Raw genomic sequence first — 12637 nt, forward strand, 5'->3', positions numbered from 1 at the left:
CGGAGTACATTGGGAAATTTAACATTGCTATCAAATCTCCCCCAGCCCCTCTTTGCTAAAGAGGGGAGCTTTTCTTTCTCCGTTAATCTCTAATTACGCCTCATCCAACTCCATATCAATCGCTAATGCACGGATTTCTTTGGTAATTACGTTGAACGATTCTGGAATACCTGGTTCCATATAGTGCGTACCATCTACGATGTTTTTATACATCTTTGTACGACCGTTCACATCATCCGATTTCACGGTTAACATTTCTTGAAGTGTGTAAGCAGCACCATATGCTTCTAATGCCCAAACCTCCATTTCACCGAAACGCTGACCACCGAATTGTGCTTTACCACCAAGCGGTTGCTGAGTAACAAGACTATAAGAACCTGTTGAACGAGCATGCATTTTGTCATCAACTAAGTGGTTCAATTTGAGCATATACATGTAACCTACTGTTACTGGACGCTCGAATTTCTCACCGGTACGACCGTCAAATAAGGTAATTTGACCTGAAGTTGGTAAGCCACCTAACTCTAATAAGCCTTTGATTTCGCTTTCATGTGCACCATCAAATACTGGTGTTGCAAGCGGTAAACCTTTACGGAGGTTTTCTGCTAAGCGCATCACTTCTTCGTCAGTGAACGTGCTTAAATCAACACTTTGTGAACCGTGACCTAAATCGTACGCTTTTTGGATATATTCACGTAATTTCGCCACTGATTGTTGCTGTTTGATCATCGCATTGATTTGGTCACCGATACCTTTCGCTGCTAAGCCTAAGTGGGTTTCTAAAATCTGACCGATGTTCATACGAGATGGAACGCCCAGTGGGTTCAATACGATCTCAACTGGTTGACCGTTTTCGTCATACGGCATATCTTCAACTGGGTTAATTTTTGAGATAACCCCTTTGTTACCGTGACGACCCGCCATTTTATCCCCTGGTTGAATTTGACGTTTCACCGCAAGGTAAACTTTTACGACTTTCAACACGCCCGGCGCTAAATCGTCGCCTTGGATAATCTTGTTACGTTTGATTTCAAGTTTGCGCTCAAATTCTTTACGTAACTCTTCGTGTTGTTCTGCAAGTTGTTCAAGTTGGTTTTGTTTCGCTTCATCTTCGAGCGTTTGTTCTAACCATTTTTCACGGTTAACTTTATCTAATTCCGCTTCTGACACGCCACCTTCTACTAAGAGGCTACGTACACGGGTAAATAAACCAGCTTCTAAAATTTCTAACTCTTCAGTTAAATCTTTCTTCGCTTCACGAAGTTGCATTTCTTCGATTTCTAACGCACGTTTATCTTTTTGTACGCCATCACGAGTGAAGACTTGAACATCGATAACTGTACCTGATGTGCCATTTGGTACACGTAATGAAGAATCTTTTACATCAGATGCTTTTTCACCGAAGATTGCACGTAAAAGTTTCTCTTCTGGGGTTAATTGGGTTTCACCTTTAGGTGTTACTTTACCAACTAAGATGTCGCCACCTTTAACTTCTGCACCAACGTAAACGATACCTGATTCATCTAATTTGCTTAACGCAGATTCACCCACGTTTGGAATATCTGCGGTGATTTCTTCTGAACCTAATTTGGTATCACGCGCCACACAAGATAACTCTTGGATGTGGATAGTGGTAAAGCGGTCTTCTTGAACCACACGCTCAGACACTAACATTGAGTCTTCGAAGTTATAACCATTCCACGGCATGAACGCCACGCGAATGTTTTGACCTAATGCTAATTCACCTAAGTCTGTTGAAGGACCATCAGCTAAGATTTCACCACGCGCTACTGGCTCACCTAAATTCACACAAGGAATTTGGTTGATACAAGTATTTTGGTTTGAGCGGGTATATTTAATTAAGTTATAAATATCAATACCTGCTTCGCCCGGGATAGTTTCATCTTCGTTAACTTTCACTACGATACGTGAAGCATCAACGTATTGAACTGTACCACCACGTTTAGCAACAACCGCCACACCTGAGTCAAGTGCGATTGGTTTTTCCATACCGGTACCAACTAATGGTTTGTCCGCACGTAATGTTGGAACAGCTTGACGTTGCATGTTCGCACCCATTAACGCACGGTTCGCATCGTCGTGCTCTAAGAATGGGATAAGCGCTGCTGCCACAGAAACCACTTGTTGGGTTGAGATATCCATATAGTGAACTTCTTCTGGTTTGTATAAACCTGATTCACCTTGCTCACGACAAGTGACATAAGTATCGGTAAAGCGGAAGTTCTCATCTAAGTTTGAGTTCGCCTGTGCGATAACATAGTTACCTTCTTCGATTGCAGATAAGTATTCGATATCTTCTGTTACTTGACCATCTACTACTTTACGGAATGGCGTTTCTAAGAAACCATAATTATTGGTACGCGCATATACAGAAAGTGAGTTAATCAAACCGATGTTTGGACCCTCTGGGGTTTCAATCGGACATAAACGACCATAGTGAGTTGGGTGAACGTCTCGAACCTCAAAGCCTGCACGTTCACGCGTTAAACCACCTGGGCCTAATGCTGAAATACGACGTTTATGGGTAACCTCTGAAAGCGGGTTGTTTTGATCCATAAATTGCGAAAGTTGTGATGAGCCAAAGAACTCTTTCACTGCTGCTGAAATTGGTTTCGCATTGATTAAATCTTGTGGAGTTACGCCATCTAAGTCGCCTAAAGATAAACGCTCACGTACAGCACGTTCTACACGGACTAAACCAATACGGAATTGGTTTTCAGCCATTTCACCTACTGAACGAATACGACGGTTACCTAAGTGGTCGATATCATCAACTTCGCCACGACCGTTACGGATTTCAATGAGTTTTTTCATCACACGGATGATGTCTTCATTGCTTAATACACCAGTGCCTTCGCCTTCAGGAATGCTTAAAGAACGGTTAAATTTCATACGTCCTACTGCAGATAAATCATAACGATCTGCTGAGAAGAACATATTATCGAATAACGCTTCTGCCGCTTCTTTTGTTGGTGGTTCGCCCGGACGCATCATACGGTAGATTTCTACTAATGCTGATAAGCGGTCGTAAGTTGGATCAACGCGTAATGTTTCAGAAATATATGGACCGTGATCTAAATCATTAGTGAATAACACTTCGATTTCTTTGTAACCAGCTTGCGCAAGGTTTGCTAGCATCTCTAAAGAAATTTCCATATTTGCTGCGCAAACAATTTCGCCATCTTCTAAATTAACGTAATCTTTAGCAGACACTTTGCCAACGATGTATTCAACTGGCACGTCAATTTTGGTTACGCCCGCTTTTGCTAAATCACGAGTGTGTTTAGCCGTAATACGGCGACCTTTTTCTACATAAACTTTACCATCTGCTTCAATGTCGAATAACGCAGTTTCACCACGTAAACGCTCCGGCACCAGTTCCATTTGAAGTTTATTATCATCGGTAATTTCAAATTTCACTTTCTCGAAGAACATTGAAAGGATTTCTTCAGTAGTATAACCTAATGCACGAAGGATAATGGTTGAAGGTAACTTACGACGACGGTCGATACGCGCATATAAGTTGTCTTTCGGATCGAACTCGAAATCTAACCAAGAACCACGGTAAGGTATGATGCGTGCGTTATAAAGCACTTTACCTGAAGAGTGGGTTTTACCTTTGTCAGAATCGAAGAACACACCCGGACTACGGTGTAATTGTGAAACGATAACACGCTCAGTGCCGTTGATAACGAAAGTACCGTTGTCGGTCATCAATGGGATTTCGCCCATATACACGTTCTGTTCTTTAATGTCTTTTACCGTGCCCGCTGCAGCTTCACGGTCAAAAGTCACTAAACGTAATTTCACGCGTAATGGTGCAGCGTAGGTTGTACCACGAATTTGACATTCACGTACATCAAATACTGGCTCGCCAAGTTCGTAAGAAACGTATTGTAATTCTGTTGCACCGTTGTTACTTACAATCGGGAATACAGAACGGAATGCCGCTTCTAAACCTTGTAGTCCTTCTGGATCTTGCTGAATGAATTTTTCATAAGAATCAAGTTGGAGAGTTAATAGATAAGGTACGTTCAGAACCTGAGGGCGTTTGCCAAAGCTCTTACGGATACGCTTTTTCTCGGAATAGGAGTATGCCATTGTTAGATAGCCTCTGATTTTTTGTTATGGTTGAGATTCACAATCCAAATGAGAAGACTCAGCTGGAAGTGGCATTAAAAGGGTACGAAGTGTCATTTTCCGACTTCCTCTCTTGCAGTCAAAAATCACTACTGCAAGCGGTTAAATCGGATGAGGATTTTGCAAATATCAGCGATTAAAATGACAAAATCAGCCGATTTTTATAAAGCACAAAAGGCTGACGATTTTCGTCAGCCAACAATCTATTGCAAAAATGGTTGTGTATTATAGTAAATTCTCTATATTTTCGTCAAGGTTTTACGAAAATTTGAGCACCATGTTTTTATAATTTAATCTCACTTTTTCTGAATAATACAAGCGGTCTGATTTTTGCAAAATTTGACAAAAATCAGACCGCTTGTCACCGATAAATTAGAGTTTTAAAAAGCCATCGTAAACATGTTCCGCATCACCTGTCATATAAAGTGGGCTGCTTTCGCCTTGCCATTCAATCATAAGCGTACCGCCAGGCAAATCTACGCGTACCGGGCTATCTAATGCGCCTTGCATAATGCCGACCGCAGCCGCCGCACACGCACCACTACCGCAGGCTTGTGTTTCACCCGCACCACGTTCAAAAACGCGTAGTTTTATATGATGACGATTCACCACTTGCATAAAGCCAATATTCGCTCGCTCTGGAAAACGTTCATGATTTTCTAATAATGGGCCAAGCTCATTGACTGGGGCTGTTTGCACATTTTCAACTTGCAACACCGCATGCGGATTTCCCATCGATACGACGCCACAAATCGCGGTTTGCAATTCAGTACGCAACAAGTAGTTTTTCTCAAACTTGTTGGCAATAAATGGAACTTTTGCCGGTTCCCAAATCGGTTTGCCCATGTTCACGCGTACCTGTCCGTCTTCTTGCAAACTTAATACCATTTTGCCATTTGCGGTACTGACTTTAATATCTTGCTTATCAGTTAATCCTTTGAGGCTTACAAAGCGAGCAAAGCAACGTGCGCCATTGCCACATTGAGAAACTTCACTGCCATCAGCGTTAAAAATACGGTAGTGGAAATCTAAATCAGGGTCGTAAGGTGCTTCAACTAATAACAGCTGGTCGAAGCCTACTCCGCGATGGCGATCGGCTAATTTGCGAATCAGCTCATCGGTCAAAAATACGCTTTGGGTGACGCCGTCAATAACCATGAAATCATTGCCAAGCCCGTGCATTTTAGAAAATTGCATATTTTTCCTTATTTTTTGACTTTTATTAAATCTAATCCTGATGATTAGATTTATTTATTTTTTTAATGTTGATATGATCAATAAGTATGAGGTCTTTTCTTTTAATTTACAATGGAGTAATCAAATAATGTCAGGAATGTTTCTCTTGCAATTTGCGATCGTCCTGTTGTGTATCTTAGTCGGTGCACGTGCAGGTGGTATCGGTTTAGGGGTCTTTGGCGGTTTAGGCTTAGCTATTCTCTCCTTCGGGTTCGGACTTAAACCAGCAGGTTTACCGATTGATGTAATGTTTATGATTATGGCGGTAGTTTCTGCAGCTGCAGCGATGCAAGCTGCTGGCGGTTTAGATTATATGATCAAACTCGCAACCAACATTTTACGCCGTAATCCGAAATATATTACCTTTATTGCACCGCTTGTAACTTGGACTTTCACCGTATTAGCTGGTACAGGTCACGTAGCTTATTCTGTATTACCAGTAATCGCTGAAGTGAGCCGTCACAATGGTATTCGTCCAGAACGTCCACTTTCTATGGCAGTAATCGCATCACAATTTGCGATTGTAGCAAGTCCTATTGCAGCAGCGGTTGTAGCAGTTGTCGCTTTCCTTGAACCACAAGGTATTCACTTAGGTGATGTATTGATGGTAACTATCCCATCTACATTATTAGGGATTTTCCTTGCATGTATTTTTGTGAATAAAATGGGGAAAGAATTAAAAGATGACCCAGAATATTTACGTCGTTTAAGCGATCCAAAATACGCAGATATTTTTGCTTCTCAAACCAGCAATAAAGAAATCGAAATCAGCAAAACTGCAAAAGTTTCTGTTTCACTCTTCTTATTTGGTGCGTTATTAGTAGTAATCATGGGTGCAATGCCTTCTCTTCGCCCAGTATTTGATGGCAAACCAATGGGTATGGCTCATACTATTGAAATCATCATGTTATCAATCGGTGCATTGATTATTATGACTTGCAAACCAGATGGTACTGCTATCACTAAAGGTTCTGTATTCCATGCAGGGATGCGTGCAGTAATCGCTATCTTCGGTATCGCATGGTTAGGTGATACGTTAATGCAAGCACATATGACTGAAGTAAAAGGCTTAGTGGAAGGTTTAGTTCATACTGCACCATGGGCGTTTGCTTTTGCATTATTTGTGCTTTCTGTATTAGTTAACAGCCAAGGCGCGACTGTAGCAACCTTATTCCCACTTGGTATTTCATTAGGTATTCCAGCACCTGTTTTAATTGGGGTGTTTGTGGCAGTAAATGGTTACTTCTTCGTTCCAAACTATGGTCCGATTATTGCATCTATCGACTTTGATACCACCGGTACAACCAGAATCGGTAAATACATTTTCAACCACAGCTTTATGTTACCAGGCTTATTAAGCATGGCATTCTGTTTAGCCTTCGGTCTATTATTTGCAAATATTTTATTGTAATTGACCGCTTGTCAAACAATCAGGGGCGGATTTCCGCCCCTTTTCTGTATCTAAAATTGCCACTGTTAGCCTTTCAATGACTTAACGACTGCAGCAATATCGCTTGCTTGCGCAATAGCTGAAATGACAGCAACACCATCTGCGCCATCGCCTAATAAACACGGAGCAGACTCTGCATTCACTCCCCCAATTGCGACAATCGGTTTCGTTATCCCCGCTTGGCGTAAATAGGCGACAAAATCAAGCCCAACATCGGGATCTTGGTCTTTCTTCGATTGCGTTGGAAAAATTGGACCCACCCCGATATAGTCAATGTGAGGATTGGCTTGCGCCAGTTGCGCTTGTTCTAATGAATGCGTTGAAAGCCCTACGAACATTTTTCCTTGCGTGCGAGCAAGCACTGTTTCTATCGGCATATCACCTTGCCCCACATGAACACCATCTGCGGCTAACTCAAGTGCTAATGCTACATCGTCGTTTATCACAAACGGTACATTAAAAGTACGGCATAATGCCTGACATTGCTGCGCGAGCGCTTTTTGCGCAATAGGTTGATTAGCCAACGAATGTTCGCCTTTATCGCGAAATTGAAAACAAGTAATTCCTGCTTCCAAAGCCTGCTTCAGCACAGACAATAAATTCTGTGCAGGGTCGCCACTTAAATGACGTACATCTTGCGTGCCAGCGATAAAATAGACTGGCAAAATAGTTTTCATTTTATTCATCTTGATATGCCCAATGGTTAGTCGGCCCATGGCCGTGTCCAATATTTAACGGATGGCTAATGGCTGCCGTAATATAAGCTTTCGCCGTGCGAATTGCGGTATCTAATGAGTAGCCTTTCGCCAATTCTGCCGTGATACAAGCAGAAAAAGTACAGCCTGTGCCATGAGTATGCGGAGTATCAAAACGCGGGCTTTGTAAAGTGAAATCGCCAGACTCGCTAAATACATAATCAAAACAAATCTCACTATGCGAATCTTGTAGATGCCCTCCTTTAATTACCACATTTTTCACCCCTTGTGCTTGTAACAAGCGGGCAGATTTTTCCGCACTTTTGCAATCGACGATCTCCACGCCTGTGAGCGCATAAGCTTCTGGCAGGTTTGGAGTAATTACATCAGCTAATGGCAACAAATGCTGCTTAAGTGCAGCTACTGCGCTATTGGGTAACAAAGGTTGCCCACCTTTGGCAATCATCACAGGATCTAGCACTAACTGCCCAAATGGACGAGCTTGCAAGAATGCGGCTACACATTCTATTGTTTCAGCGGTGCCTAACATGCCAATTTTAAAGGCGCGAATATCAAAATCGCTTGCGACTCCCTTAAGCTGACTTTCAATCGTTGAAAGCGGAATTGCATGAATATCAAACACACCAGTACTGTTTTGTGCCGTCACAGCAGTAATGACGCTAGTGCCAAACACTTTTCGCATTTGGAAGGTTTTTAAATCCGCCTGAATCCCAGCACCGCCACCACTATCTGAACCTGCAATAGTTAAAGCTTGAGGATAATTACGCATAAATGACTCTCCCTTGTTGCTCAGCCAAAGTCATGTTGATTTCAGCTAACTGATCTAAAAATTTCACCGCAAAAGCCCCTGTTTGTGTGCGATTTAAAGTACGGGCAGCGAATTCTCCCGCAACAGCATATACCGTTGTTGCTTCCACCACGGCATCAAAATAAGCAGATGCTGGTGCAACACTTAAAAAGGCAGCACAGACTGCACCGAGCAAACAGCCAGAACCAGTAATTTTAGGAAATAGCGGTGTCCCATTTTGGACTTTCGCAACCCGTTGACCATCGCTGACAAAATCAGTTTCACCACTAATAGCCACAATACAGTGATATTGTTGTGCTACTTGTTTCGCTACTTCAGCTAAGTCAGCCTCGCCAGCACCTGCATCAACGCCTTTTGATCTCCACTGAATTTGCGCTAAAGGCGCAATTTCGCCAGCATTTCCACGTATCAACGCAAACTTAACTTCTGATAGCAATTTTTCTACCACTTGACGGCGATAGCTTGTTGCGCCACTTCCCACGGGGTCTAACACAACAGGAATCCCTGCTTTGTTTGCCGCTTTGCCTGCAAGAATCATCGCTTCAATGTTTTCTGGCCCATTTGGTGTGCCGATGTTAAGCAATAACCCTTTTGCAAATTGCTGAATCTCTGCAACTTCAGCCACATTGGCTGACATCAACGGAGATGCGCCGATCGCTAATAATCCATTAGCCGTAAAATTTGCAGCAACATAATTGGTAATACAATGAATGAGTGGATTGGTTTGACGGATTTGTTCTAAATAATGAAATGACATGCTTTTCCTCCAAAGAAATCATACTGAAAGGAAAGCAGGCACGGTTGAAAATAAGGTGTAAGTTTCCTACGTCAGTACTAACTGAATCAGGTTCACGGGTATTATCTCAGCCTTTCGGCACCCCGACTTATGGCATGGAACTATAAAAGGTTACATCACACTTCGCAAGCTACGAAACTGTAAAGTGTGATGAAGATCATATTTTTATCTAACAAAAATCCCGCACGGGGCGGGATTGATTTCGATTAAGCGTGGCAAGTTTGGCAAGCAGCTTGGAACATCCAAACTAATTTTTCTTGCTCTTTAATATAATCGCTCATTTGAGATGCAGTACCTTCATCTTCTGCCTCACCAGCAAAATTTAAAATTTCACGTTGTTGCTCAAGTAACACAGTTAAACCTTTTAAGGTGCCAGTTAAGCAATCTTGCGCAGTGCTGATAGCGATATCTTCTTGAATACGTGAAACTTTCAAGTATTGGCTATAAGCATTATTCGGTGTATAGCCTAAAGTTAAAATACGCTCTGCAATTTCATCCACTTTCTCAACCAAATCCGTATAAATTTCTTCAAATTTTGCATGTAATTCAAAGAAATTCACGCCTTTAATATTCCAGTGATAACCACGTACATTGGTATAAAAAACTTGGTAAGTAGCTAATAACTCATTTAATTTTGCTGCTAATTCTGATGATTGTGCTTTATCTAAGCCGATAATTGTTTTTGACATATTTTGTTTCCTCTATTGTTATGAATTGATGTTTTATCAGTCTCTCATCTTCTGATGGCATCATTATACGCCCTCACTTTTTATTGAAAAGCCGATAGATTCGATAGAATCAATAGCAAATACAAATTAAAATACAATTATCAATAACAAAAAGTTAACATTTGCAAATCTTTCATCAAAATAAACCGCTTGTTAAGGCTGAATATCACGCAAAATCGGATTCTGCATAGAAATCAAGGTTTCAGTCGATTGAATTTCATCAATGCTTTGAATCTTACCCGCTAATACTTGATGCAGCTCTTCAATGGTATGCGTCATGACTTTGATAAAAATCGAATAATTACCCGTGGTGTAATATGCCTCAACCACCTCAGGAAATGCATTCAGTTTAGCAATAACTTGTTCATAATCTTTGGCTGATTTCAAAATAATGCCAATAAAACAGCAAACGTCATAACCTAGCTTGCGCTCGTTAATCTTAATTTTTGTTCCTTCAATGACGCCAGATTGGCGCATTTTCTCCACACGCACATGAATAGTCCCAGCACTCACCCCATAATGTCGTGCGATTTCTGCATATGGTGTTTTAGCATCTTGAATTAGCGAACGTAAAATATGCTGATCTAACGCATCGAGCACAGGCTTATTAAGTTGAGAAGCGGTCAAATTTTCCTCCACTTTTGTAAAAACTTAAATAAAATATAAAAAATATAAATTATTTTTAGATATTATATAACACAAAAAGAGTTTTATTGAATTTCTATTGAGTTTTTTAAGAAATCCGTTAAATTACGTGCATACCATTTTAATGGACAATGAATTATCAAAAGGAAAGCAACAATGAAAAAATCATTTATCTTACAACAAAACGAAATTAGCTTTGTTAAAAACACTTTTACCCAATATTTAATTGATAAACTCGGCATTATTGAAGTTCAAGGCCCAATTCTGAGCGAAGTCGGCAACGGCATGCAAGATAACCTTTCAGGAATTGAAAAAGCAGTACAAGTCCACGTGAAATGTATTCCGGACGCGACTTATGAAGTGGTTCATTCTTTAGCAAAATGGAAACGCCATACCCTTGCGCGCTTTGGTTTCCAAGAAGGCGAAGGTTTATTCGTACACATGAAAGCATTACGCCCAGATGAAGATTCTCTTGATGCAACCCACTCAGTTTATGTTGACCAATGGGACTGGGAAAAAGTGATTCCGACTGGTCGTCGTAACTTTGAATATTTAAAAGAAACCGTGAATGAAATCTATAAAGCGATTCGTTTAACTGAATTAGCAGTAGAAGCGCGTTTTGATATTCCATCCATCTTACCAAAACAAATTACCTTTGTTCACAGTGAAGATTTAGTCAAACGCTATCCAGATTTAAGCAGCAAAGCGCGCGAAAATGCAATCTGTAAAGAATTTGGTGCCGTATTTCTGATTGGTATCGGTGGCAAATTATCTGATGGTAAACCACATGATGGTCGTGCTCCAGATTATGATGACTGGACAACTGAATCTGAAAGCGGCTACAAAGGCTTAAATGGCGATATCTTAGTTTGGAACGAACAGTTAGGCACTGCATTTGAGCTCTCTTCAATGGGGATTCGTGTGGATGAAAAAGCATTACGCTTACAAGTTTCATTAACTGGCGATGAATCTCGTTTAGAAATGGATTGGCATAAAGATTTACTTGCCGGTAAATTACCTCTATCTATTGGTGGTGGTATCGGCCAATCTCGTCTAGCGATGTTCTTACTTCGTAAACAACACATCGGTGAAGTACAATCTAGCGTTTGGCCAAAAGCTACATTAGAACAGTTCAAAAATATCCTGTAATCAGGAAATATCAAATACGTTAAGGCATACACTTTATGTGTATGCCTTTTTAGTTAGCTTACCTAAACATCATAAGTTCCCATAATGCTAGCTTGAGCTAAAATGTGACCTTGCATCGCAAAATGGAGATCATTAAAACGGAAGCCAGACGATAAATTAAGCTCTGTATCTAGCGCATAAACAATCAGTTCATAACGATGTAAACAATTTGGCGGCGCCATTCCTCCATAAAATGAGGCTTCTTGAATATCAAATTGCCCTAATTTACTCGCCCAAGAATTTGCTCCTTGCGCATAATCGGTTGCAGTTTGGCTTTCATTTTCTTCAATCTTTGTTCGTTTAAGATCAGCAATTAACCAATGAATCCAAACAAAACCACTGGCTGTGATTGCATCTTTATCTTCTAGTACTACAACAAAAGATTGTGTGTTTTCTGGTGCTTGATGAATCTCAAATGGAATAGAATAGGTTGGCATACCATTTGGGCTAAATTGATTCCCTCTTTTTCCATACTTATCTTCAAATACACCATTTTTAATGGCTGAGCTTGTGATAAACATAAGCCTCTCCTTAATGATTAAATAAACGACGTTGAAGATCTCTATAATAACGCGTTCAGGTTAAAAGAGCATAAAAAAACCCGCATTACTGCGGGTTTTTCTTATTTAGCTAAGTCCGTTAAGAACTAACTATTACATAGTTACTTCTTTAGTACCTTGTACTTGAACTTCAACACGACGGTCTGGTGCTAAACATGCGATTAACGCTTTACGACCTTTAACTGCATCACAAGTGTTGCCAGTTACTGGGTTCGCTTCACCGTAACCTACTGCAGTTACGTTTGCAGCTGGTGCGCCTTTAGAAACGATGTAGTTCGCTACTGTTTCTGCACGACGTTGTGAAAGTTTTAAGTTTGCTGCTTCTTTACCAATACGGTCAGTGTAACCA

Annotated in this window: 11 protein-coding genes and 1 riboswitch; of the genes, 2 read left to right on the forward strand and 9 right to left on the reverse strand. The window is 40.9% G+C overall.

What is annotated here, in order from left to right:
- Positions 1–93: 93 nt before the first annotated feature.
- Positions 94–4122, reverse strand: a complete 4029-nt coding sequence (gene rpoB, locus HMPREF1128_RS06930) for a DNA-directed RNA polymerase subunit beta (protein ID WP_007525754.1) — start codon at positions 4120–4122, stop codon at positions 94–96.
- Positions 4123–4533: 411 nt separating this feature from the next.
- A complete protein-coding gene (gene dapF / locus HMPREF1128_RS06935) occupies positions 4534–5358 on the reverse strand; it encodes a diaminopimelate epimerase (protein WP_007525742.1) in 825 nt (274 codons plus the stop codon).
- A 127-nt stretch (positions 5359–5485) separates the two neighbouring features.
- Here dapF and HMPREF1128_RS06940 point away from each other — a divergent pair, with 127 nt between their 5' ends.
- On the forward strand, positions 5486–6808 hold the full coding sequence (locus tag HMPREF1128_RS06940; RefSeq protein ID WP_007525759.1) for an anaerobic C4-dicarboxylate transporter: 1323 nt from the start codon (positions 5486–5488) through the stop codon (positions 6806–6808).
- A 65-nt stretch (positions 6809–6873) separates the two neighbouring features.
- On the opposite strand, the gene thiE is transcribed toward HMPREF1128_RS06940, so the two are convergent.
- The 5 genes from thiE to asnC form a co-directional block, all read right to left on the reverse strand.
- On the reverse strand, positions 6874–7533 hold the full coding sequence (gene thiE / locus HMPREF1128_RS06945) for a thiamine phosphate synthase (protein ID WP_010128074.1): 660 nt from the start codon (positions 7531–7533) through the stop codon (positions 6874–6876).
- Positions 7526–8332: a bifunctional hydroxymethylpyrimidine kinase/phosphomethylpyrimidine kinase gene (thiD, locus tag HMPREF1128_RS06950; RefSeq protein WP_007525689.1), complete on the reverse strand. Its 807-nt coding sequence runs from the start codon at positions 8330–8332 to the stop codon at positions 7526–7528. The genes thiE and thiD overlap by 8 nt, the downstream gene beginning before the upstream one ends.
- Positions 8325–9128: a hydroxyethylthiazole kinase gene (gene thiM, locus HMPREF1128_RS06955; RefSeq protein WP_007525632.1), complete on the reverse strand. Its 804-nt coding sequence runs from the start codon at positions 9126–9128 to the stop codon at positions 8325–8327. The genes thiD and thiM overlap by 8 nt, the downstream gene beginning before the upstream one ends.
- A 46-nt stretch (positions 9129–9174) precedes the next feature.
- Positions 9175–9263: riboswitch (TPP riboswitch) on the reverse strand.
- Positions 9264–9373: 110 nt separating this feature from the next.
- On the reverse strand, positions 9374–9856 hold the full coding sequence (locus HMPREF1128_RS06960) for a Dps family protein (protein ID WP_007525643.1): 483 nt from the start codon (positions 9854–9856) through the stop codon (positions 9374–9376).
- Positions 9857–10048: 192 nt separating this feature from the next.
- Positions 10049–10522, reverse strand: coding sequence for a transcriptional regulator AsnC (gene asnC, locus HMPREF1128_RS06965; RefSeq protein ID WP_007525700.1), 474 nt, complete (start codon positions 10520–10522; stop codon positions 10049–10051).
- A 174-nt stretch (positions 10523–10696) separates the two neighbouring features.
- Between asnC and asnA the strand changes: the two genes are divergently transcribed.
- A complete protein-coding gene (asnA, locus tag HMPREF1128_RS06970) occupies positions 10697–11689 on the forward strand; it encodes an aspartate--ammonia ligase (protein WP_007525680.1) in 993 nt (330 codons plus the stop codon).
- Between the two features lie 62 nt (positions 11690–11751).
- Here asnA and HMPREF1128_RS06975 read toward each other — a convergent pair whose 3' ends face one another.
- Positions 11752–12249: a YbhB/YbcL family Raf kinase inhibitor-like protein gene (locus HMPREF1128_RS06975; protein ID WP_007525758.1), complete on the reverse strand. Its 498-nt coding sequence runs from the start codon at positions 12247–12249 to the stop codon at positions 11752–11754.
- 132 nt (positions 12250–12381) lie between these two features.
- The coding region (locus tag HMPREF1128_RS06980; RefSeq protein WP_007522889.1) for an OmpA family protein at positions 12382–12637 on the reverse strand (256 nt) is incomplete at its 5' end.

The sequence above is a fragment of the Haemophilus sputorum HK 2154 genome, assembly GCF_000287615.1.
Taxonomy (GTDB): Bacteria; Pseudomonadota; Gammaproteobacteria; order Enterobacterales; family Pasteurellaceae; genus Haemophilus_A; species Haemophilus_A sputorum.

Bases quoted from the DNA above. Each gene is read 5' to 3' on its own strand.
- rpoB (WP_007525754.1), bottom strand. From the start codon at position 4,122: ATGGCATACTCCTATTCCGAGAAAAAGCGTATCCGTAAGAGCTTTGGC.
- dapF (WP_007525742.1), bottom strand. From the start codon at position 5,358: ATGCAATTTTCTAAAATGCACGGGCTTGGCAATGATTTCATGGTTATT.
- HMPREF1128_RS06940 (WP_007525759.1), top strand. From the start codon at position 5,486: ATGTCAGGAATGTTTCTCTTGCAATTTGCGATCGTCCTGTTGTGTATC.
- thiE (WP_010128074.1), bottom strand. From the start codon at position 7,533: ATGAATAAAATGAAAACTATTTTGCCAGTCTATTTTATCGCTGGCACG.
- thiD (WP_007525689.1), bottom strand. From the start codon at position 8,332: ATGCGTAATTATCCTCAAGCTTTAACTATTGCAGGTTCAGATAGTGGT.
- thiM (WP_007525632.1), bottom strand. From the start codon at position 9,128: ATGTCATTTCATTATTTAGAACAAATCCGTCAAACCAATCCACTCATT.
- HMPREF1128_RS06960 (WP_007525643.1), bottom strand. From the start codon at position 9,856: ATGTCAAAAACAATTATCGGCTTAGATAAAGCACAATCATCAGAATTA.
- asnA (WP_007525680.1), top strand. From the start codon at position 10,697: ATGAAAAAATCATTTATCTTACAACAAAACGAAATTAGCTTTGTTAAA.
- HMPREF1128_RS06975 (WP_007525758.1), bottom strand. From the start codon at position 12,249: ATGTTTATCACAAGCTCAGCCATTAAAAATGGTGTATTTGAAGATAAG.